The sequence below is a fragment of the Sphingomonas sp. Leaf30 genome (assembly GCF_001422525.1).
GTDB classification, from domain to species: Bacteria; Pseudomonadota; Alphaproteobacteria; order Sphingomonadales; family Sphingomonadaceae; genus Sphingomonas; species Sphingomonas aerolata.
Genome location: NZ_LMKZ01000022.1, coordinates 54,908 through 75,689, shown reverse-complemented (window position 1 = coordinate 75,689; position 20,782 = coordinate 54,908). Strand labels below are relative to the sequence as shown.

The window sequence follows — 20,782 nt, the reverse complement described above, 5'->3', positions numbered from 1 at the left end:
TGTGGCATCAATGGCAGTCAATACTCTATCGACGTGGATGACGGCTCTGGTCGATTATGTCCGTTCGGGTGAACCGGATCTGACCAATCGCCAGATGGCGCTTTTGCTGCTCGTCTATCTCAAACCCGGCCCGCATACGGTGCGCGGTCTGGCGCGTGCGCTGAACGTATCAAAGCCCGTCGTCACGCGCGCCTTGAACAGATTGGGTGCCCTCGGCTATCTGCGCCGGCAACGCGACGATAGCGACAAGCGCAACATCTTCGTCGCGCGGACGAGTGAAGGGGCAGATTTTCTTGAAGAATTCGGGCAGTTCATCGGCGATAACGACGCCGCGCCCCGCGCCGCGACAGCCTGACGGCGTCATTCAGCCGCGTGATTCTGCCGACTCGCGTCGCCAGAGTTTCGCGCTGACGGGGCGTTCGGTCGATCTCGACCTGCGCACGCACGCGGTCCGCCGCGACATTGCCGACATCCGCCTCGCCGAGCATGTCTTCGCGCCGCACTACGCAGTGCCGATGGTCCGGCTGGTCGCGCGCACCGCGACGCTGCGCGCGGGCCGTGACGCGGCGAGCGAGCCGGTCACCGCGCTGGCGGTCGGCGACACGATCGAAGTGCTCGAGATTGCGGGATCGTCCGCCTGGGGCGTCGCGCAGCCGCACGGCCTTGTCGGCTATGTCGAGATCGACGCGCTCGACCTGCCGGACGGCAAGGCGGTGGCGGCATGACCGCGACGGTGTTCATCGACGGTGCGGCAGGCACCACCGGGCTCGAGATCCGCGACCGGCTCGCCGGGCGGTCCGACATCCATATCGCGTTGCTCGACGAGGCGAACCGCAAGGATCCCGCGGCACGCCGCGCGGCGCTCAACGATGCCGATTTCGTCATCCTCTGCCTACCCGACGACGCCGCGCGCGAAGCGGTCGCGCTGATCGACAATGACCGGACGCGGGTGATCGACGCGTCGAGTGCGCACCGCGTCGCGCCGGGCTGGACCTATGGGTTCGCCGAGCTGCCGGGCCAGGCGGCGCGGATCGCCGTGGCGACGCGGGTGTCCAACCCCGGCTGCTATCCGACCGGTTTCCTCGCGCTCGTAGCCCCGCTGGTTGCGGCCGGGCTGCTGCCGGCGGGCCATCCGCTGAGCGTCAACGCGACGTCGGGCTATTCGGGCGGCGGCAAGGCGATGATCGCCGAGTTCGAGGGGGCCGGCGCCACCCCGACCGCGTTCCGCGCCTATGCGCTGGGCCTCGCGCACAAGCACATCGCCGAGATGACGCAGCATGCCGCGCTGACGCATGCGCCGATCTTCGCGCCCGCGGTCGCCAACACCTATCGCGGGATGGTCGTCGAGGTGCCGTTGCACCTTCATGCCCTGCCCGGCCGGCCGACGCTGGCGGCGGTCGAGGACGTGCTGCGGCAAGCCTATGACGGCGCGGCGCTCGTGACCGTGGCGGCGGGCGATGCGGCGGCGATCGCCATCGAGGAAAATGCCGGAACCGACCGGTTGACGTTGCGCGTCTGCGGCAACGATGCGACCGGTCACGCGCGGCTGGTCGCGACACTCGACAATCTGGGCAAGGGCGCCGGCGGCGCCGCGGTCCAGAACCTCAACATCATGGCCGGGGTCGACCCGGTCGCCGGTCTGGTTTCGTAAGACCGACTGACCCAGGAGCTCTCATGCACCGTAATCCCGTAGCCAAGCTGCTCCTGTTCGGCGCCACCGGCGATCTCGCGCAGCGGATGCTGTTGCCCTCGCTCTATGGCCTGCACGCCGACGGGCTGCTGCCCGAGGGGCTGACGATCACCGGCGCGGCGCGTCACGATCACGACGACGCGGCGTATCGCACCTTCGCGAGAGCCGCGCTCGACGAGTATCTGAAGGACGATCGCAAGGATGCGGGGACGATCGACGCGTTCCTAGAGCGCGTGCATTACCAGCCGACCGACCTGTCCGATCCGGCGAGCTTCCAGCCGCTGGCGGACAAGATCGGCGACATTTCGGGCGGGCTCGCCATCTATCTGTCGACCGCGCCGTCGCTGTTCGAATCGGCGATCGAGGGACTGCACAAGGTCGGGCTGGCGGGCGAGACGGTCCGCGTCGGGCTGGAAAAGCCGCTGGGCTACGACCTGCCGACGAGCCGCGAGATCAACGACGCGGTCGCCAAGGCGTTTCCCGAGAACCGGACCTACCGGATCGATCATTATCTGGGCAAGGAAACCGTCCAGAACATCCTCGCGCTGCGCTTCGGCAACTCGTTCTTCGAGCCGGTGTGGAATGCGCAAGGGATCGACAACGTCCAGATCACGATCTCCGAGACGGTCGGGCTTGAGGAACGTGCGGGCTATTACGAGAGCGCGGGCGCGCTGCGCGACATGGTGCAGAACCATATCCTGCAACTGCTCGCACTGATCGCGATGGAGCCGCCCGCGCGGTTCGAGGGCACCGACGTGCGCGACGAGAAGTCGAAGGTGTTCCGCTCGCTCCGGCTGATCAAGCCCGAAGAGGCGCCGCACGTCACCGTGACCGGGCAATATGCCGAGGGCGCGGTCAACGGGAAGTTCGTGAAGAGCTATTCGGAGGAACTCGGCCAGACGTCGACCACCGAGACGTTCGTCGCGATCAAGGCGCATGTCGACAACTGGCGCTGGCAGGGCGTGCCCTTCTACCTGCGCACCGGCAAGCGGATGGCGGCACGCGGCAGCGAGATCGCGATCCAGTTCAAGGCGGTGCCGCATTCGATGTTCGCAGGGCGCGGTGGGCTGCTCCAGCCCAACATGCTGATCATCCGCCTGCAGCCCGAGGAGCATGTCCAGCTGCTGGTGATGGCGAAGGAACCGGGGCTCGACCGCGAGGGCGTGCGGCTGCGCGAGGTGCCGCTGAACCTCAGCCTCGACGCCGAGTTTGCGGGTACGCGCCGGCGCATCGCCTATGAACGGCTGCTGCTCGACCTGATCGAGGGCGACCAGACGCTGTTCGTGCGGCGTGACGAGGTCGAGGCGCAGTGGACCTGGATCGACGCGATCCGCGAGGGCTGGAAAGCGAACGGAATGAAGCCCAAAAGCTATCCGTCGGGCAGCTGGGGCCCGTCCGCCGCGATCGCGCTGACCGAGCGCGACGGCGTGACCTGGCAGGACGACTGAGCATGTTTTCCTCCGTTCGTCCCGAGTAGCCGTCGAGCTTGTCGAGATGGCGTATCGAGGGATCGGCCCGGTTGTGGCATTGTACCTCGATACGGGCTCTCGGCTTCGCTCGATCCCTACTCGGTACGAACGGGACTGGTTGGTACGAACGGGCCGCTGAGTACGAACGGGACTGCTGGGTGCGAACGGGACTGGCGGACACGACCTGAACTGTTGGGCACGAACACTAATTTCTAAGTGAGTTTGAGCATATGACCGAGATCGAATGGTGGGATTACGAGGACACCGAGGAGCTCGCAGCCGCGGTTGCCGGCGACATCCAGTTCGTCATCGAGAGCGCGCTCGACGCGCGCGGCTCGGCGGTGATCGCGCTGGCGGGCGGCAAGACGCCGATGGCGGCGTATGAGAAGCTCGCCCAGGCCAAGCTCGACTGGAAGAAGGTCACGATCATTCCCGGCGACGAGCGGATCGTGAAGCTGGGTGATCCGATGTCGAACGTCACCGCGCTCGCCAAGATCTTCCTGCCCAAGGGTGCGCGGGTGAAGCCGATCGTCCCCGATGCGATCTCCGACTACAAGGCGGCGGGCCGTTCGGCGGATGCGCTGATGCAGGACCTGCACTGGCCGCTCGACTTCTGCCTGCTCGGCATGGGTACCGACGGCCATACCGCGTCGATCTTCCCCGGCCCCGATTTCGACGAGGCGCTGAGCGGTCCCAAGGAACGCCGCGCGGTGGGCGTGATGCCCGAGCCGCTGCCGCCCGAGGCACCGGTCGCGCGCGTCACCCTGTCCGCCGCGGCGATCGCATCGTCGCGGGCGCTGATGGTCATGATCACCGGCGAGGAGAAGAAGACGCTGCTCGAACAGGCGATCGAGCAGGGCCCGTCGTCGAAATACCCGATCGGGCGCGTGCTGGCCGAGGTCGAGCTGCCCGTCGACATCCACTGGGCCGCCTGAGATGCTGAACGCCGTCGTCTCCGCGGTCACCGACCGGATCATCGAACGGTCGCGCGACAGCCGCGCCGCCTATCTCGCGCTGATCGACCGCGAGGGCGAGGCGCAGGTGCGCCGGCCGTCGCTGGGCTGCGCGAACCTCGCGCACGCCTATGCGGGGACCGAGGAGGACCGCGATGCGATGAAGGCCGATGCCGGCATGAACATCGGCATCGTGACGGCGTATAACGACATGCTGTCGGCGCATGCGGTCTATTACCGCTATCCCGAACTGATGAAGGTCTGGGCGCGCGAGGCCGGCGCCACCGCGCAGGTCGCGGGCGGCGTGCCGGCGATGTGCGACGGCGTGACGCAGGGCTATCCGGGGATGGAGCTGTCGCTGTTCAGCCGCGACACGATCGCGCTGAGCACGGCGATCGCGCTGAGCCACGGCACGTTCGAGGGCGCGGCCTTGCTCGGCATCTGCGACAAGATCGTGCCGGGGCTGCTGATGGGCGCGCTGCGCTTCGGGCATCTGCCGATGGTGCTGATCCCGGGTGGGCCGATGCCGACCGGGCTGCCCAACAAGGCCAAGGCCGCGGTGCGCGAGAAGTTCGCCGAAGGGCTGGTCGGCCGCGAGGAACTGCTCGAGGCCGAGATCGGCGCCTATCATTCGAAGGGCACCTGCACCTTCTATGGCACCGCCAATACCAACCAGATGATGATGGAGGTCATGGGCCTCCACATGCCGGGTGCGGCGTTCGTCAATCCGGGCACGAAGCTGCGCCAGGAACTGACGCGCGCGGCGGTCCATAGGCTCGCGAAGATCGGGGCGCGCGGCGACGATTACCGGCCGCTCGGCCGCTGCGTCGACGAGCGCGCGATCGTCAATGCGGCGGTCGGCCTGCTCGCGACGGGCGGGTCGACCAACCATCTGCTCCACGTCCCCGCGATCGCGCGTGCGGCGGGGATCGTGATCGACTGGGAGGATTTCGATCGCCTGTCGGCGGCGGTGCCGCTGATCGCGCGCGTCTATCCCAACGGCTCGGCGGACGTGAACGCGTTCGAGGCGGCGGGCGGCATGCCCTATGTGATCCGCGAGCTGCTGGGCGAAGGGCTGCTCCACGGCGACATCATGACGATCGGCGGGCAGGACCTGTCGGCCTATGCGAAGACCGCGGTGGTCGCGGACGGCGCGCTCGAATGGCGCGACACGCCCGACAGCGGTGACGAGACGATCCTGCGCCCCGCCACCGCGCCGTTCTCGGCGGATGGCGGCATGCGGATCCTCGCGGGCAATATCGGCCGCGCGTGCATCAAGGTGTCCGCGGTCGAGCGCGATCGCTGGATCGTCGAGGCGCCCGCGATGGTGTTCGACGACCAGCTCGACGTGATCGAGGCGTTCAAGCGCGGCGAGATGGAAAAGGACGTCGTCGTCGTCGTCCGCTTCCAGGGGCCGCGCGCCAACGGCATGCCCGAGCTGCACAAGCTGACCCCGCCGCTGGGCGTGCTGCAGAATCGCGGGTTCAAGGTGGCACTGGTCACCGACGGCCGCATGTCGGGTGCGAGCGGCAAGGTGCCGTGCGCGATCCATTGCTCGCCGGAAGCACTGCTCGACGGCGCGATCGGGCTGATCCGCGACGGCGACATGATCCGCGTCGATGCCGTGAACGGCACGCTGGAAGCGCTGGTCGATGCGGATGTGTGGGCGACGCGCGAGATGGTGACGCTGCCCCCCGCGGTCAGCGGCATGGGCCGCGAGCTGTTCGGCATGTTCCGCGGGCTGGCCGACGAGGCCGAAAAGGGCGCGTCGGCGATGCTGGCGGGCGCGGGGCTTTAAAGCCCGTGCGAACCATTCGTTCCGGGCGATGTCCTTCGACGTCGCTCAGGACGAACGGCGATAAGAGATCAAGGATCGGGAGAGACCAATGGAAATCGTAGCGGCAGATATCGGCGGGACGCATGCGCGCTTTGCGATTGCCGAGGTCGAGAATGGCCGCGTCGTCAAGCTGGGCGAGCCGGTGACGATGAAGACCGCGGATCATGCGTCGCTGCAGACCGCCTATCAGGCGTTCGAGGCGGGGCTGGGACGGCCCCTGCCCCGCGCGCTGGGCATCGCGGTCGCGTCGCCGGTCGCCAACGACGTGATCCGGCTGACCAACAATCCGTGGATCATCCGCAAGTCGCTGATCACCGAGCGGCTGAACGCGGACCAGTGGGTCGTCGTCAATGATTTCGGCGCGGTCGGCCATGCCGTCGCGCAGGTTCCCGACAGCGACTTCATCCATCTGTGCGGCCCCGACACGCCGCTGCCGTCCGAGGGGATCACGACGATCTGCGGACCGGGCACCGGCCTGGGCGTCGCACAGCTGCTCCGCAACCGCGACCGGTACCAGGTGCTCGAGACCGAGGGCGGTCACATGGACTTCGCCCCGCTCGACGGGATCGAGGATGCGCTGCTCAAGCGACTGCGCAAGACCTTCACGCGCGTGTCGGCCGAGCGCGTCGTCGCCGGGCCGGGGATCGTCGCGATCTACGAGACGCTGGCCGAGATGGAGGGGCGTTCGGTGCCCAGCCGCGACGACCGGACGATCTGGACCGAAGCGATCGACGGCACCGATTCGATCGCGCTGGCAGCGCTCGACCGCTTCTGCCTCGCGCTTGGCGCGGTCGCGGGCGATCTCGCGCTCGCGCAGGGCGCCAAGGCGGTGGTGATCGCGGGCGGGCTCGGCTTCCGGATCAAGGACCGTCTGGTCCGTTCGGGCTTCGACCAGCGCTTCGTCGCCAAGGGCCGGTTCCAGACGATGATGGCGGCGATGCCCGTCAAGCTGATCACCCATCCCCAGCCCGGCCTGTTCGGCGCCGCGGCTGCCTTCGCACAGGAACACACCCAATGACCGCAACTATCGCAGACATCATGCAGACCAGCGCCGTCATCCCGGTGTTGGTGATCGAGGACGCGGCGCTCGCCCGTCCGCTCGCCGAGGCGCTGGTCGCTGGCGGCCTGCGCGTGCTCGAGGTGACGCTGCGCACCGGCGCCGCGCTCGAGGCGATCGCCGAGATGAAGAAGGTCGAGGGCGCGATCGTCGGTGCGGGCACCGTCGTCAACACGCGCCAGTTCGCCGAGGTGATGGACGCGGGCGCCGAGTTCATCGTCTCGCCCGGCCTGACCGAGCGGCTCGCGACGCCGATCATCGAGAGCGGCGTGCCGTTCCTGCCGGGCATCGCCAATGCCGCGGACATCATGACCGGGCTCGACCTCGGCCTCACGCATTTCAAGTTCTTCCCGGCGGAGGCGAGCGGTGGACTGAAGGCGCTAAAGGCGCTGGCGGCGCCGTTCTATCAGGCGCGGTTCTGCCCGACCGGCGGGATCACCGAGGCCAGCGCACCCGAGTGGCTGGCGTTCAAGCCGGTACTGTGCGTCGGCGGGAGCTGGGTGACCGGCGGCACGATGGCCGAGATCGAGATGAAGGCGCGCGCGGCCAGCGCGTTGCGGGGGTAAGGATCGGACGTGCGGCACTCGTGCCCACGTTGCCCCCAGCCCGTTCGTGCCGAGTAGAGACCGAGTAGCCCCGATGGGGCGTATCGAGGGCTCGTATCGAAGCACCGCTTATCCGAAGAGGGCGTATCGACGGAGGGGGCCCGTGCGCCAATTGTCCCTCGATACGTCGCTTCGACTTCGCTCAGCAGCTACTCGGGACGAACGGGGTGGCTGAGCGACCCGGCGCCATGCTGTCAGGCGCCGAGGGGGCGATTACATCTCGCCGCGGGCCTTGCGGATCGCGTACCATTTGCGGACGTTGGCGTTGTGCTGGTCGAGCGTGTCGGCGAAGACATGGCCGCCGGTGCCGTCCGCGACGAAATACAGTGCCTGGGTCTGCGCCGGGTCGAGCACCGCGTCGATCGAGGCGCGGCCGGGATTGGCGATCGGGCCGAGCGGCAGGCCGGGGCTGGCATAGGTGTTGTAGCCGTTCTTCGCCTGCAGTTCGGAACGCAGGATGCGGCGGCCGAGCGGGCGGCCCTTGGTGATCGGATAGATCACGGTCGGATCCGCCTGGAGCGGCATGCCGACGCGCAGACGGTTGCCATAGACCGCGGCGACCATGCGACGCTCGGACGGCTTGCCGGTTTCCTTCTCGACGATCGAGGCGAGGATGATCGCCTGTTCGGGGGTCGCCACCGCGATGCCCGGCTTGCGCGCCGCCCAGGCCTTGGCGAGATAGGCGGTCATCGCCGACTGCATCTGCGCGACGACCGTGGCGCGCGTGTCGCCGCGTTCGAACGCATAGCTGTCGGGCAGGATCGAGCCTTCGGCGGGGACGGGCACGGTGCCGGTCAGGCCGTCGGCCTTCATCAGCGCGTCGTGGACGAGGACCGAGGGATAGCCTTCGGGGACCGGGACGAGCCGCTGGACGACCTTGCCGCCCTGCATCAGCTCGAGGATATCGGACGGGCTGGCCTGGGCGGGAATGCGATATTCGCCCGCCTTGATCGGAACGCCCGAGCCGAAGATGCGCGCGTAGAGGCGGAAACGGCTGGCGGAGCGGATCGCGCCGGCCTTTTCGAGTTCGGTCGCGGCGGCGGCGAGGCTCGACCCCTGCGCGACCTGGACGGTGAGCGTGCGCGCGGCCGGGCCGGCGCCGCCCCAGCCCTGGACGACGAGGAACAGCGCGACGATCGCCACGAGGGCGAGGATCACTCCGAAACAGCCGACCTTGCGCATTAAAGTTCCCCGGCGGAGGCCGGGGCCCAGTTGGGCAGGCCCTCCGATAAAAGCACCGTTCACCCAACTGGACCCCGGCCTTCGCCGGGGAACAGGTTACTTTACCAGCGTCATCACCAGCGAGGCGTTGGTGCCGCCGAAGCCGAACGAGTTGTTCAGCACCGCGCGGACTTCGCGCTTCTTGGCGACGTGCGGCACGAGGTCGACGCCGATGCAGCTGTCGCTCGGATTGTCGAGGTTGAGCGTCGGCGGGACGATCTGGTCGCGCAGCGCGAGGATGCAGAAGATGCTCTCGACCGCGCCGGCACCGCCGAGCAGATGCCCGATCGCCGACTTGGTCGACGACATCGACAGGCCCGAGATCGCATCGCCGAACAGCCGGCGGACTGCGCCCAATTCGAGCTCGTCGCCCATCGGCGTCGAGGTGCCGTGCGCGTTGATGTAATCAATGTCCTCGAGCTTGAGGCCCGACTTCTTGATCGCCATCTGCATCGAACGGAACGCGCCGTCGCCTTCGGGATGCGGCGCGGTGACGTGATAGGCGTCGCCCGACAGGCCATAGCCGATCACCTCGGCATAGATCTTCGCACCGCGCGCCTTGGCGTGTTCATATTCCTCGAGCACGAGCACGCCCGCGCCCTCGCCCATCACGAAGCCGTCGCGGTCCTTGTCATAGGGACGCGAGGCCTTTTCGGGCGAATCGTTGAAGTTGGTCGACAGTGCGCGCGCCTGGGCGAAGCCGGCGATGCCGAGCGGGCAGACGGTGCCCTCCGCGCCGCCCGCGAGCATCACGTCGGCATCGTCCATCGCGATCATCCGCGCGGCGTCGCCGATCGCATGCGCGCCGGTCGAGCAGGCGGTGACGACCGCATGGTTGGGTCCGCGCAGACCATATTTGATCGAGACCTGACCCGAGATCAGGTTGATCAGACGGCCGTGGACGAAGTGCGGCGAGACGCGGCGCGGCCCCTTGGTGTGGAGGACGATCGATTCGCTCTCGATGCCCGGCAGGCCGCCGATGCCCGAGCCGATCGACACGCCCGCGCGCCAGCTTTCCTCGACCGTCATCTCGGTCAGGCCGGCGTCTTCGAGCGCCTGGCCCGCGGCGTCGATGCCGTAGATGATGAAGGGATCGACCTGGCGCTGGACCTTGTGGTCGACGCGCTTGGCGGGATCGAAGCCATATTCATGGTCTGCGGGCTTCACCTCGCAGGCGATGCGACAGACCTGGTCCGACGCATCGAACCGGGTGATCGGGCCCGCCCCCGACTTGCCGGCGAGAATGTTCGCCCAAGCCGTTTCAACATCGGCCCCCAGGGGGGTGACCAGGCCTAGCCCGGTTACGACGACACGCCGCATGACCTCAAACTCCACATGCTTCCAAAACGAAACGGCTCCCCGCCCTCTTAGCCCAAGGACGGGGAGCCGCTCAGATCATAGCCACCAGGGCAAGCCCGACGGATCGGACCTCAAGCCCTGATCAGGCCTTGTGCTCGTCGATATAGGTGATCGCGTCCTTGACGGTCGCGATCTTCTCGGCCGCGTCGTCAGGGATCTCGACGCCGAATTCTTCTTCGAACGCCATGACCAGCTCGACGATGTCGAGGCTGTCGGCACCCAGATCGTCGATGAAGCTCGCATCTTCGGTCACCTTGTCGGCTTCGACGCCGAGATGCTCGACGACGATCTTCTTCACGCGGTCTGCGGTCTCGCTCATGTTCGTTCCCTCTATCTTTGGGGGTTTTTACCAGTTCCTGAACGCCCGTAGAACGGGGTCCGTTTCGTGGCAAGGGTCAGTTCATCGCCTTGCCGGGTCGCTTTGCGCGATTGCGGGCGAAAACCGGGCGTTAGCCCGGCTCATGCCACAGATCCGTGACGTCAGATCATCGCCATCCCGCCATTCACGTGCAGCGTCTGCCCGGTGACATAGCCCGCCTCGCGGCTGGCGAGATAGACGATCGCGGCGCCGATGTCCGCACCCTCGCCCAGCCGGCCGGCCGGAATCTTGGTCGTGAGCGCGGTCTTCTGCGCGTCGGGGAGCGCGTCGGTCATCGGCGAGGTGATGAAGCCGGGGGCGACGCAGTTGACGGTGATGCCGCGGCTGGCGAGCTCCTGCGCCATCGATTTCGACATGCCGATCAGCCCCGCCTTCGACGCGGCGTAATTGGCCTGGCCCGGATTGCCGGTGACGCCGACGATCGAGGTGACCGAGATCATCCGGCCGAAGCGCGCCTTCATCATCGGCTTGGCGGCGGCGCGCATCAGGCGGAACGCGGCCTCGAGATTGACGCGGATGACGCTGTCCCACTCGTCGTCCTTCATCCGCATCGCGAGATTGTCACGGGTGACGCCGGCATTGTTGACGAGGATGTCGACCTTGCCGAGTTTCTCCACCGCCTGGGGGACGAGCGCGTCGACCGCGGCGGGGTCGGACAGGTCGCAGGGCAGCGCGACGTGATCGCCGCCGAGGGTGGCGAGGAAGGCGTCGAGCTTGGCGGCGTTGGAGCCGGATATGGCGAGGCGCGCGCCCTGTGCGGCGAGGGCTCGGGCGATCTCGGACCCGATCCCGCCCGATGCGCCGGTGACGAGGGCGGTCATGCCTGTGAGGTCGAACATTCTAGTCTCCAATAATTTGGTTCACGCGGAGACGCGGAGACGCGGAGGGGCGATGGTCATTGACGATCCGTCGCACCCCTTCCTTGAGCGTCGCGCCACCGAAGTTGATAAGCAGCCCGACGGGCTGTTTGGTGAGGCGTAGATAGGTGAGCAATTGCTTGCCGTGGACGGCGTTCAGTTGCTCTACCGATTTGATTTCCACCAAGAGGCGCTCGTCGACGAGGAGGTCGATGCGAAAGGCCGCTTCGAAGCGGGTCCCGTCGAACTCGATGTCTACCGGTCGCTGCCGCGCCACTTGGTAACCCAGACTGGCGAGCTTACCCGCCAGCACCAGTTCGTAGACGCTTTCGAGAAGTCCCGGACCCAGAGCACGGTGGATCCGAACGGAGAGATCGAGCACATCGCCGCTGATCTGGTCGATCTCTCTCAAATCTTCTCTCCGCGGCTCCGCGTCTCCGCGTGATCACATCTTCTTCACGAATTCCTCGATGTCGTCCATCGTGATGACGCTGGTGGTTTCGGCGTCGGGGGCGGTGCGTTTTACCATGGGGGCGAGGACCTTGCCGCCGAATTCGACGAAGTGGCCGACGCCGGCTGCGTGCATCGCCAGGACCGATTCGCGCCAGCGGACCATGCCGGTGACCTGCTGGACGAGCAGGTGGCGGATCGCGCCGGGGTTGGCGACGGCGACCGCGTCGACATTGGCGAAGACGGGGACCAGCGGCGCGCGGAGGTCGGCGTCGAGGAGCGCGGCCTCCATCGCCTCGGCGGCGGGCTGCATCAGCGGGCAGTGGAACGGCGCGGAGACGGGGAGCAGGACCGCGCGCTTGGCGCCGAGATCCTTGGCGAGCGCGATCGCCTTCTCGATCGCGAGGCGGTGGCCCGAGATCACGACCTGCGACGGGTCATTGTCGTTGGCGACGGTGCAGATCAGCTCGGCCCCGCCCTCGGCGAGGATCGAATCGACCGCGGCGCCCGCGATCAGCTGCGCCTTTTCGAGATCGGTACCGAGCAGTGCGGCCATCGCGCCCTCGCCCACCGGCACCGCCGCCTGCATCGCCCGGCCGCGCAGCTTCAGCAGCCGCGCGGTGGTCGACAGGTCGAGCGCACCCGCGGCGCAGAGCGCGGTATATTCGCCGAGGCTGTGCCCGGCGACATAATCGGCCTTGTCGGCGAGGCGCAGACCGCCCTCCTTCTCGGCGACGCGCAGCGTGGCGATCGCGTTCGCCATGATCGCGGGCTGCGCATTCTCGGTAAGGAGGAGGTCGTCGGCGGGCCCCTCGCTCATCAGCCGGAACAGATTCTGGCCGAGCGCCTCGTCGACTTCGGCGAAGACCTCGCGCGCGGTGGCGCTGGCGTCGGCGAGCGCCTTGCCCATGCCGACAGACTGGCTCCCCTGGCCGGGGAAGATGAACGCGCGCATGACCTCTCCTCTTTGAAGCGGGCGGACTAGAAAGGTGCGGCCCGAGTTGCAACCGCGCGAACCTGAACGGACCCGCCGGGTTTGCGACAAAATGCGACCAATTCGCGACCCCTGCGACAAGCGCCTGCGACAAGCGGCCCCCAGATTGTGGAGGACGCCGCAGCATCGGCGCCGTGTTTCAACGGGAGAGTATCATGAAGACGTTCATCCTCAGCGCGCTTGCCGCCACCCTCGTCGCCAGCCCGCTGCTGGCCGCCGCTCCGGCCGAGGCGCAGCAGCGTCGCGAAGTGACCACTGTGCGCCAGAACAATAATGGCCGCACCGTCGTCACCAAGCGGACCACCGTCCGCCCGAACCAGTATCGCAATTTCCGCACCGGCCAGCGGTTCGACCGCCGCTATGCGCAGAACTACCGGGTGATCACGACCTACCGCAACTATCGCCTCGCCGCCCCGCCGCGTGGCAGCCAGTGGGTCCGTTCGGGTCGTGACGCGCTGCTGGTCAACGGCCGCGGCAATGTGGTCCAGGTGCGCGGTGGCGCGTTCCGGTAAGGTTTGAGCCCTCTACTGCATCGTCATCCTGAGATGAGCGCCGTCCTCGATATACCCCGTCATCCTGACGAAAGTCAGGATCCAGGGTCAGACAGGGCGGCGCTCCGCTACTCTGGATCCTGACTTTCGTCAGGATGACGGAGGAGGGAGCGGATGACGGAAGGGGTTGGGAAGACGGACGGACACCTTGCCTTTCCCCGATAATCGGGTAAGGGCCATCACAACCGGGGTGAGGGATTCGCGTCTCTTGCCCGGTTTGCATTCTAGACGACAGCCGGAGGGGTGCACGCATGGGGCGTGTATCAGCGATCGGCCAAGACGAAGGACAAGACATGGCTCTTTACGAGCACGTGTTCCTTGCGCGCCAGGATCTGGCACAGGCGCAGGTGGACGCTCTGGCGGAAATCGCCACCAAGATCGTGAACGACAACGAAGGTCGGGTCGTAAAGACCGAGAACTGGGGCTTGCGTTCGCTGGCGTACAAGATCGCCAAGAACCGCAAGGCGCACTATGTGATGCTCGAGATCGATGCCCCGGGCAACGTGATCGCAGAGCTGGAGCGCCAGACGCAGATCAACGAAGACATCATCCGTTACATGACGGTCAAGGTCGACACGCTCGAAGAGGGCCCGACCGTGATGATGCGCAAGTCGGACCGCGACCGTGAGCGTCGTGGCGACCGCGAAGGTGGCCGCGAAGGCCGTCCTGACCGCGGCGATCGTCCGGACCGTGGTCCCCGTCGTGACCGCGAAGAGGGAGCTGAATAATCATGGCACGTCCATTCTTCCGCCGCCGCAAGAGCTGCCCGTTCTCTGCCAAAGACGCTCCCCGGATTGACTATAAGGACGTCCGGTTGCTGCAGGGCTTCGTGTCCGAGCGTGGCAAGATCGTCCCGTCGCGTATCACTTCGGTGGCCGCAAAGAAGCAGCGCGAACTGGCCCAGGCCATCAAGCGTGCGCGTCATCTGGGCCTGCTGCCCTACATCGTTAAGTAAGGAGCGCCCCCATGGACGTCATTCTGCTTGAGCGCGTCGAAAAGCTCGGCGCCATCGGCGACGTGGTGAAGGTCAAGGACGGCTATGCCCGTAACTTCCTTCTCCCGAACAAGAAGGCGCTTCGTTCGAACGAAGCCAACCGCAAGGTTTTCGAAGCGAACCGTGCGCGGATCGAGTCGGACAACGCATCGCGCCGTGCCGATGCCGAGACCGAAGCGAAGACCTTCACCGACGCGAGCGTGACCCTGATCCGTCAGGCGTCGAACACCGGTCAGCTCTACGGCTCGGTCGCGGTTCGCGATCTGGTCGATGCGCTGGTGGCCGATGGTCACAAGGTCGGCAAGTCGGCGATCGTGCTCGACAAGCCGATCAAGGCAATCGGCGTGTACACCGTCAAGGTTGCACTCCACCCCGAGGTGTCGGTGTCCGTCAAGGTCAACGTCGCCCGGTCGCCGGAAGAAGCCGAGATGCAGGCTCAGGGCGTCGACGTCATGTCGTCGATGTTCGAGCGTGACGAGGCTGGCTTCGTCGAGGATTACGATCCGAACGCAGAGCCCGGCGCGACCGCCGAAGCCCCGCGCGACCAGGAGGAAGAGGCACAGGGCTAACCCCCTCGCCTTTCCTGGCCAAATAGAAAAAGGCCCGTCCGGAGCGATCCGGACGGGCCTTTTTCATGTCCGCGGCAGGAACGCCAGCGGCTCAGGGGCAGGTGACGCAGGCGCCGACCATCGCGGCGAGGGGGACGAGCGCGAAGATGACGGGGAGGATCTGTTTCATGGCCGGCAAACTCTATGAAAAGGGACGCGGCGATAATGCCCAAGGCCAGCGAAAGGTTGCGGGCAGATGAACCGCACGGTGCAGCGAACCGGCGGCATTCACCCCGCCCCCTGCTCCACCGCAGAAGACGCACATTCTGGCCAAAATCGATTGTCAGCGCGCGATTGTGATCGCTGAGTGCAGGTTCCAGTTTTTGGAAAGGTTAAGAAAATGCGTACGAGTCTCCAGAAATATCCGACGGTTGCCCTCCTGCTGATCGGGTCGATCGGGCTGGGCGGTTGCGCCACCAAGGGCTTTGTCCGCGAGCAGATCGCGACCGTCAACACGCGCATCGACGGCATGGACGGCCGCCTGCGGACCGTCGAGGGCACGTCGGGCGAGGCGCTGACCCAGGCCCAGGCCGCAGCCGGCCAGGCGCAGCAGAACGGCCAGCGGATCGACCAGATCAACGGTCGCGTCGACGGCATGGAGCAGAAGATGCAGCAGCAGATGCAGCAGCGCCAGCGCAAGCCGCGCGGCTGAGCCTGACCCTGCTCCATGCCAATACCCGGGACGGCTTCGCCGCGCAGGATCGCCATCGTGAGAGGATCTTGCGCGTGAGAGGGCCGTTATCGGGACGGTACCGGGCGGCGGCGCTTGCCGGCCTGGCGCTGGCGCTCGTCGCCGCGCCGGTGCCGCTGGCGGCCGCTGCCGGCGCCAAGGTTGCCGCCAAGACGGGTGGCAAGGCTGCTGGCAAGACGCGCGCGAAGCCGCGGCGTGGGGCGGCGGTGGCCGCCCCGGTCGTGCCGCTCGCGCTGCCGCTGCTGTCGCCGGCCGCGGACCAGATCGTCGCCTGGGTCGCGGCGGCGAAGGACAATGCCGGCCTGCCCTATGCGGTGATCGACAAGCAGGCGGCGTCGCTGCTGCTGTTCGATGCGAAGGGCGCGTATCTCGGGCAGACGCCGGTGCTGCTCGGCGTCGGGATCGGTGACGATTCGTCGCCCGGTGTCGGCGCGAAGGATCTGGCCGAGATCGGGCCCGCCGAGCGGACCACGCCCGCGGGCCGGTTCGTCACGAAGTTCGGGCGCGCGTTCGGTCGCCAGTCTGTGCTGTGGGTCGACTATGCCAATTCGGTCGCGATCCATGCGGTGATCACGACCCACAAGAAGGAACGCCGGGTCGAGCGGCTGGTGTCGCCGAGCCCGGAGGACAACCGGATCAGCTTTGGCTGCATCAATGTCGGCAGCAAATTCTATACCGGCCAGCTGAGCCCGCTGTTCCGCCGCAAGGGCGGCGTGGTCTATATCCTGCCCGAGAGCCGCACGCTCGACGACGTGTTTCCGCGTGCGCGGCTGTTGCCCTATCTGAAGCCCACGCCGGTCGCGGCGACCCCTGGTGCGGAGAGCGAACCGACATGATCCTGCTCTGGCTCGCCGCGGTGGCCGCTGCCCCCACTCCTGCCCGCACCCCCACTCCTGCCCGCACCCCCGCTCGCGCCGACCGCCCCGTGGTGGTGAGCGCGCTGACGACCGAGGACCTGATCGCGCAGTGCCGCGGCAAGGATGCGGACCCCGCGCCGAGCTTCTGCACGGGCTATATCCTCGGCGCGTTCGACACACTGTCGATGGCGCGCGAGATCTGCCCGTCGGCAACCAAGGGCTCGACGATCGACGCGGTGGCGACGACGCGCAAATATCTGCGCACCAAGGGCAAGAAGGCCAAAGCCGCGCCCATCTTCGTGGTCCGCGACGCGCTGCGCCGGTCCTTTGCGTGCAAGCGGAACGCCAAACGCTAGCCCGCCCGCCGTACCGGTAGCGGTACGGCCCTCTCACAATCCGCCGAAATGCCACCCGCGACGATTCGTTGGCGGGCGGTCTAGCAATGGGCGACGCCACGGTGAACGGCGACGGCTTTCGATAACCGAAATAGTGCCTATTCTGAACATCCTCGCAACATTCGTATGAAGAGGTCATATTTGGGTATTGTCATATAAGTCATAATGGAGAATTCATGTCCCCGGAACCGGACCAAGCGCGAGCGCGCAGCCGGACAAGGGGGCCTTCATGAACTTCAGACATACCACGTCCTATATTGCACTTGCCGGATCGCTGTTGCTGACGGCGATCCCCGCTTTGGCGCAGACCGCGACGGACAGCCCGGCGACGCCGGCCCAGGCCAAGGTCGAGGCCGATGCGCAGACCGCGTTCGCCGCGGGCGATACGGCCAAGACCGTGTCCGACGACATGATCGTCGTCACCGGATCGCGGATCCAGCGGCCCAACATGACATCGGCCGCGCCGATCACCTCGGTCACCGCGCAGGACATCCGCGCGCAGGCGGCGATCACCGTCGAGGACGTGCTCAACCGCCTGCCGCAGGTGTCGCCCGACAGCCAGCAGACCTATCAGGATTCGGACGGCCGCCAGCGGATCAAGCTGCGCAGCCTCGGCTTCGAGCGGACGCTGGTGCTGGTCGATGGCAAGCGGCTGGGCACGCAGAACGGCCAAGACGTCGGCATCATCCCGCCCTCGCTGCTCGAACGCGTCGACGTGCTGACCGGCGGCGCGTCGTCGGTCTATGGATCGGACGCAGTCGCGGGCGTGGTGAACTTCATCCTGAAGAAGGATTTCGAGGGGATCCAGCTCGACGGCAATTACAGCTTCTACAATCACGAGAACAAGGACACGATCGTGTCGCCGCTGGCGCGCGCGAACGCGTTCGAGGCGCCGCGCGGGCTGACCAATGACGGCGGCCGGTCCGACGTCACGCTGACCGCGGGCACCAAGCTGTTCGACGGCGCGCTGCGCGTGTCGGGCTTCGTCAATTACCGCCAGGCCAATGACGTCCCCTATGACGCACGGTCGAGCTCGGCATGCCAGCTGGTCCAGACCGGCAAGGACGGCCCGCTGTCCTGCTCGCTGTCGACCTATTCGCCGAGCGGCTATATCTCGCCGCGCAGCGGGGCGAACAGCGGCGTCGGCTATGTCAACGATCCCGCCGGCACGCGCAGCTTCGTGCCGTACGGCGCAGGCGCGGGCAACGCGGCCAACCCCTATGACGGCTATTCCTATCAGCGCGAATTCGAACGCTATACGGCGGGCGGCTTCGTCAGCGCGAAGATCGCACCCGAGCTCGAGCTCTATGGTTCGGGGATCTGGTTCCGCGACAGGTCGGTGAACCCCTATCCGACGCGCGTCTACAGCTACACCGCCTATGGCGACACGCCGTACCAGGTGAACTGCAACAACCCGTTCCTGTCGACGTCGCAGGCCAGCACGATCTGCGGTGCGCAGGCGGGGACGTCGGCGCTCGCGCCGCTCGACGTGCGCTATCGCTTCAACGACCTGCCCTTCTCGCCCGACGTCTATCTGAACAAGGGGATCCGCGCGACCGCGGGGATCCGCGGCACCGTCGGCGACGCGTGGACCTATGATCTGGGCGGCGTGTTCTCGCGCAACCAGCAGGACATAACCTTCGGCAATTTCGCCGATTTCGACCGGGTGAACCGCTCGCTCAACGTCGTCAGCGTCAATGGCACGCCGACCTGCGCGGCGACCGTGTCGGGGGTCGACCCGGCCTGTGTCCCGTTCAACGCGTTCAGCGCAGGGACGCTCGGCGGACCGCTGGCCGATTACCTCTTCACCGCGCGCAGCGGCACCTCGACCGGCGTCGCCAAATTGTGGGACATCGTGTCGTCGGTGACCGGCGACCTCGGCAAATACGGGATCACCTCGCCCTTTGCGAACCAGGGCGTCGCAATCGCGCTGGGCGGCGAATATCGCAAGGACAGCTATGCCTCGTCCGCGGATGCGATCTACCGCGAGCAGAATGGCGGCGAAGATTTCAACCTGAGCCAGGACGTCTGGGAATCGAACATCGAGGTCCAGGCGCCACTGATCGAGGAGCGCCGCTTCGCGCATCTGCTGCAGGTCACGGGCGGCTATCGTGTGTCGAAATACAGCAGCAATCCCAAGACCTTCAACACGTGGAAGCTCGAGGGCACCTATGCCCCGGTCAGCGACCTGACGTTCCGCGCGTCGTTCAACAAGGCGCAGCGTGCACCAACGGTGTTCGAGATCCGCCAGGCGACCGCGATCAACTATAGCCGGCAGGGCGGATCGCAGAACGACTTCTGCGCCCCCGTGCCGCGCCAGATCGCGGACCCGGCCAATCCCGGCCGCACGATCACCACGACCACGCCGATCGCCTCGCGCGAGGTGTGCGCGGCGACCGGCCTGTCCGACGCACTTTATGGCAGCGCGACCCTGCTGTGCCCGAACGACCAGTGCACGGTGCGATCGGGCGGGTTCACCGCGGATCCGGAAACCGCCTATACCCAGACCTATGGCCTAGTCGTGAAGCCGAGCTTCCTGCGCGGGCTGGTCTTCTCGGTCGATCGCTACCGGATCAAGATCAACAACTCGCTCGGCTATAACGACGACAGCTATTACACCGATGGCTGCCAGCGGTCGAACGGCGACCCGTTCTTCTGCTCGGGGATCGTCCGCCAGCCCGGCACCGGCATCCTCTACGCCGCCGCCGCGAACAACCCGACCAGCGGCTTCATCCGCGCGGGCACGACCAATTATTATTTCTCGATCGCGCGCGGCTGGGACTTCCAGAGCCAGTATACGCTGGGTCTCGGCGGGGCCGGCAAGATCGACTGGAACTTCAACGGGTCGCTGACCACCTTTGCCGGCGGGCAGGATTCGCCGCTCCAGCCCAAGCGCAATTGCGCGGGCTATTACGGCAATGGCTGCGGCCAGCTGCTGCCGAAATGGTCGCACGGGCTGCGGACGACCTATACGACGAGCGACGGCATCTTCAGCACCTCGTTCAACTGGCGCTATGTCGGGTCGCTGACGAGTGCGGACAATTCGGGCGATCCGGCGATCGGCGGCACGCCCGACCGCGCGCGGACGACCTTCTACAGGATCGCGCCGGTGAATTATTTCGACCTGGCGCTGACCTTCGCCGTGTCGCGCGACTTCTCGCTCCGGCTGATCGCGAACAACCTGCTCGACAAGACGCCGCCGATCCTGGCGAATTCCTATGACATCAGCCTGGCGCGCAGCAACACGATCCCCGCGCGCTACGACGCGCTGGGCCGCAACCTCGCGGTCGGGGCGACCGTGCGGTTCTGATCGAACCGGGGCGTATCGGGGGGCTCGTCGTTCGCGACGGGCCCCCTTTTTTTGGTGCGGGAGCCGGCGACGTCCGTCCGTCGTGCCGCGCTCAAGACGCGTTAAGATCCGCGTGCCGGGCGCCGGCAATTTCGACGTCATGACGCAAACGGAACAAGACTGCGTCGAGAGTGTTCGAACCTGTTGTAAGTACAGGGAGAGTTAAATGTCAGATTATCGGGGCGGCGAGCCAATTCGTCAGAAGAGCGGCGCAGGCAAGACGATCGTCATCGTCCTTGTCGTCATTGCGGCCATCGTCGGTGTCCTCTTTGCGACCGGGTTCTGGAGCGCCAACGTGAAGGAAGGTTCGCTTCCGGAGGTCTCCGTCAAGGGCGGCGACATGCCGAATGTCGATCTCGACTCGAAGGCGGTCGTCGTCGGCACGAAGAAGACCGAAGTCGAGGTTCCCAAGGTCAAGACCGAGACCGAAACGGTCGACGTGCCCACCGTGGGCGTCAAGGACAAT

The 20,782-nt window shown here is 66.6% G+C and carries 23 protein-coding genes; 17 read left to right on the top strand and 6 right to left on the bottom strand.

The window, feature by feature from the left end:
• Positions 1–37: 37 nt before the first annotated feature.
• The 8 genes from ASE89_RS19365 to eda all read left to right on the top strand — a co-directional run bounded on the left by ASE89_RS19365 (position 38) and on the right by eda (position 7,572).
• On the top strand, positions 38–355 hold the full coding sequence (locus tag ASE89_RS19365; RefSeq protein WP_031395049.1) for a MarR family transcriptional regulator: 318 nt from the start codon (positions 38–40) through the stop codon (positions 353–355).
• On the top strand, positions 294–725 hold the full coding sequence (locus ASE89_RS19360) for a hypothetical protein (protein WP_234387592.1): 432 nt from the start codon (positions 294–296) through the stop codon (positions 723–725). The genes ASE89_RS19365 and ASE89_RS19360 overlap by 62 nt, the downstream gene beginning before the upstream one ends.
• Positions 722–1,651, top strand: coding sequence for an N-acetyl-gamma-glutamyl-phosphate reductase (argC, locus tag ASE89_RS19355; protein ID WP_056681291.1), 930 nt, complete (start codon positions 722–724; stop codon positions 1,649–1,651). Before ASE89_RS19360 ends, argC begins: the two co-directional genes overlap by 4 nt.
• A 23-nt stretch (positions 1,652–1,674) precedes the next feature.
• Entirely contained in the window at positions 1,675–3,138 is a 1,464-nt protein-coding gene (zwf, locus tag ASE89_RS19350; protein ID WP_037528659.1) for a glucose-6-phosphate dehydrogenase, read from the top strand.
• 251 nt (positions 3,139–3,389) lie between these two features.
• On the top strand, positions 3,390–4,094 hold the full coding sequence (gene pgl / locus ASE89_RS19345) for a 6-phosphogluconolactonase (protein ID WP_056681290.1): 705 nt from the start codon (positions 3,390–3,392) through the stop codon (positions 4,092–4,094).
• 1 nt (position 4,095) lies between these two features.
• Positions 4,096–5,910 (top strand): phosphogluconate dehydratase, encoded by a 1,815-nt coding sequence (gene edd / locus ASE89_RS19340; RefSeq protein WP_056681286.1) that lies wholly within the window; start codon positions 4,096–4,098, stop codon positions 5,908–5,910.
• A gap of 88 nt (positions 5,911–5,998) precedes the next feature.
• Positions 5,999–6,967: a glucokinase gene (gene glk / locus ASE89_RS19335; RefSeq protein WP_056681283.1), complete on the top strand. Its 969-nt coding sequence runs from the start codon at positions 5,999–6,001 to the stop codon at positions 6,965–6,967.
• A complete protein-coding gene (eda, locus tag ASE89_RS19330) occupies positions 6,964–7,572 on the top strand; it encodes a bifunctional 4-hydroxy-2-oxoglutarate aldolase/2-dehydro-3-deoxy-phosphogluconate aldolase (RefSeq protein ID WP_056681278.1) in 609 nt (202 codons plus the stop codon). The genes glk and eda overlap by 4 nt, the downstream gene beginning before the upstream one ends.
• 252 nt (positions 7,573–7,824) lie before the next feature.
• Here eda and mltG read toward each other — a convergent pair whose 3' ends face one another.
• The 6 genes from mltG to fabD all read right to left on the bottom strand — a co-directional run bounded on the left by mltG (position 7,825) and on the right by fabD (position 12,832).
• The gene (gene mltG, locus ASE89_RS19325; RefSeq protein ID WP_056681276.1) at positions 7,825–8,793 is read right to left on the bottom strand and encodes an endolytic transglycosylase MltG; all 969 of its coding nucleotides are present in this window, start codon (positions 8,791–8,793) and stop codon (positions 7,825–7,827) included.
• Between the two features lie 96 nt (positions 8,794–8,889).
• Complete coding sequence (gene fabF / locus ASE89_RS19320) at positions 8,890–10,152, bottom strand: beta-ketoacyl-ACP synthase II (RefSeq protein ID WP_031440820.1); 1,263 nt, start codon at positions 10,150–10,152, stop codon at positions 8,890–8,892.
• Positions 10,153–10,273: 121 nt separating this feature from the next.
• On the bottom strand, positions 10,274–10,510 hold the full coding sequence (locus ASE89_RS19315) for an acyl carrier protein (protein ID WP_031393971.1): 237 nt from the start codon (positions 10,508–10,510) through the stop codon (positions 10,274–10,276).
• Positions 10,511–10,671: 161 nt separating this feature from the next.
• On the bottom strand, positions 10,672–11,409 hold the full coding sequence (fabG, locus tag ASE89_RS19310; RefSeq protein ID WP_056681273.1) for a 3-oxoacyl-[acyl-carrier-protein] reductase: 738 nt from the start codon (positions 11,407–11,409) through the stop codon (positions 10,672–10,674).
• Between the two features lies 1 nt (position 11,410).
• Positions 11,411–11,839: a GxxExxY protein gene (locus ASE89_RS19305; RefSeq protein ID WP_056681270.1), complete on the bottom strand. Its 429-nt coding sequence runs from the start codon at positions 11,837–11,839 to the stop codon at positions 11,411–11,413.
• Between the two features lie 33 nt (positions 11,840–11,872).
• Positions 11,873–12,832 carry an ACP S-malonyltransferase gene (fabD, locus tag ASE89_RS19300; RefSeq protein ID WP_056681267.1) on the bottom strand — a complete coding sequence of 320 codons (960 nt, stop codon included), beginning with the start codon at positions 12,830–12,832 and terminating at the stop codon, positions 11,873–11,875.
• A 194-nt stretch (positions 12,833–13,026) separates the two neighbouring features.
• Here fabD and ASE89_RS19295 point away from each other — a divergent pair, with 194 nt between their 5' ends.
• From ASE89_RS19295 to ASE89_RS20940, 9 genes are all read left to right on the top strand, one after another.
• Positions 13,027–13,383 (top strand): RcnB family protein, encoded by a 357-nt coding sequence (locus tag ASE89_RS19295; RefSeq protein WP_037528667.1) that lies wholly within the window; start codon positions 13,027–13,029, stop codon positions 13,381–13,383.
• A gap of 332 nt (positions 13,384–13,715) precedes the next feature.
• Positions 13,716–14,150, top strand: a complete 435-nt coding sequence (gene rpsF, locus ASE89_RS19290) for a 30S ribosomal protein S6 (protein WP_031393977.1) — start codon at positions 13,716–13,718, stop codon at positions 14,148–14,150.
• A gap of 2 nt (positions 14,151–14,152) precedes the next feature.
• Entirely contained in the window at positions 14,153–14,377 is a 225-nt protein-coding gene (gene rpsR / locus ASE89_RS19285) for a 30S ribosomal protein S18 (protein WP_031393978.1), read from the top strand.
• Positions 14,378–14,388: 11 nt separating this feature from the next.
• Positions 14,389–14,985, top strand: coding sequence for a 50S ribosomal protein L9 (gene rplI / locus ASE89_RS19280; RefSeq protein WP_031440825.1), 597 nt, complete (start codon positions 14,389–14,391; stop codon positions 14,983–14,985).
• A 379-nt stretch (positions 14,986–15,364) separates the two neighbouring features.
• A complete protein-coding gene (locus ASE89_RS19275; RefSeq protein WP_031393980.1) occupies positions 15,365–15,676 on the top strand; it encodes a hypothetical protein in 312 nt (103 codons plus the stop codon).
• Between the two features lie 74 nt (positions 15,677–15,750).
• Positions 15,751–16,551: a hypothetical protein gene (locus ASE89_RS19270; RefSeq protein WP_056681338.1), complete on the top strand. Its 801-nt coding sequence runs from the start codon at positions 15,751–15,753 to the stop codon at positions 16,549–16,551.
• Entirely contained in the window at positions 16,548–16,928 is a 381-nt protein-coding gene (locus tag ASE89_RS19265; protein ID WP_156363590.1) for a Rap1a/Tai family immunity protein, read from the top strand. The genes ASE89_RS19270 and ASE89_RS19265 overlap by 4 nt, the downstream gene beginning before the upstream one ends.
• Before the next feature lie 268 nt (positions 16,929–17,196).
• Positions 17,197–20,277 (top strand): TonB-dependent receptor domain-containing protein, encoded by a 3,081-nt coding sequence (locus tag ASE89_RS19260; RefSeq protein ID WP_056681260.1) that lies wholly within the window; start codon positions 17,197–17,199, stop codon positions 20,275–20,277.
• 205 nt (positions 20,278–20,482) lie between these two features.
• Positions 20,483–20,782 (top strand): hypothetical protein (locus ASE89_RS20940; protein WP_056681257.1); only part of this gene is annotated, 300 nt, incomplete at its 3' end.

Bases quoted from the DNA above. Each gene is read 5' to 3' on its own strand.
- ASE89_RS19365 (WP_031395049.1), top strand. From the start codon at position 38: ATGACGGCTCTGGTCGATTATGTCCGTTCGGGTGAACCGGATCTGACC.
- argC (WP_056681291.1), top strand. From the start codon at position 722: ATGACCGCGACGGTGTTCATCGACGGTGCGGCAGGCACCACCGGGCTC.
- zwf (WP_037528659.1), top strand. From the start codon at position 1,675: ATGCACCGTAATCCCGTAGCCAAGCTGCTCCTGTTCGGCGCCACCGGC.
- pgl (WP_056681290.1), top strand. From the start codon at position 3,390: ATGACCGAGATCGAATGGTGGGATTACGAGGACACCGAGGAGCTCGCA.
- edd (WP_056681286.1), top strand. From the start codon at position 4,096: ATGCTGAACGCCGTCGTCTCCGCGGTCACCGACCGGATCATCGAACGG.
- glk (WP_056681283.1), top strand. From the start codon at position 5,999: ATGGAAATCGTAGCGGCAGATATCGGCGGGACGCATGCGCGCTTTGCG.
- eda (WP_056681278.1), top strand. From the start codon at position 6,964: ATGACCGCAACTATCGCAGACATCATGCAGACCAGCGCCGTCATCCCG.
- mltG (WP_056681276.1), bottom strand. From the start codon at position 8,793: ATGCGCAAGGTCGGCTGTTTCGGAGTGATCCTCGCCCTCGTGGCGATC.
- fabF (WP_031440820.1), bottom strand. From the start codon at position 10,152: ATGCGGCGTGTCGTCGTAACCGGGCTAGGCCTGGTCACCCCCCTGGGG.
- ASE89_RS19315 (WP_031393971.1), bottom strand. From the start codon at position 10,510: ATGAGCGAGACCGCAGACCGCGTGAAGAAGATCGTCGTCGAGCATCTC.
- fabG (WP_056681273.1), bottom strand. From the start codon at position 11,409: ATGTTCGACCTCACAGGCATGACCGCCCTCGTCACCGGCGCATCGGGC.
- fabD (WP_056681267.1), bottom strand. From the start codon at position 12,832: ATGCGCGCGTTCATCTTCCCCGGCCAGGGGAGCCAGTCTGTCGGCATG.
- ASE89_RS19295 (WP_037528667.1), top strand. From the start codon at position 13,027: ATGAAGACGTTCATCCTCAGCGCGCTTGCCGCCACCCTCGTCGCCAGC.
- rpsF (WP_031393977.1), top strand. From the start codon at position 13,716: ATGGCTCTTTACGAGCACGTGTTCCTTGCGCGCCAGGATCTGGCACAG.
- rpsR (WP_031393978.1), top strand. From the start codon at position 14,153: ATGGCACGTCCATTCTTCCGCCGCCGCAAGAGCTGCCCGTTCTCTGCC.
- rplI (WP_031440825.1), top strand. From the start codon at position 14,389: ATGGACGTCATTCTGCTTGAGCGCGTCGAAAAGCTCGGCGCCATCGGC.
- ASE89_RS19275 (WP_031393980.1), top strand. From the start codon at position 15,365: ATGCGTACGAGTCTCCAGAAATATCCGACGGTTGCCCTCCTGCTGATC.
- ASE89_RS19265 (WP_156363590.1), top strand. From the start codon at position 16,548: ATGATCCTGCTCTGGCTCGCCGCGGTGGCCGCTGCCCCCACTCCTGCC.
- ASE89_RS19260 (WP_056681260.1), top strand. From the start codon at position 17,197: ATGAACTTCAGACATACCACGTCCTATATTGCACTTGCCGGATCGCTG.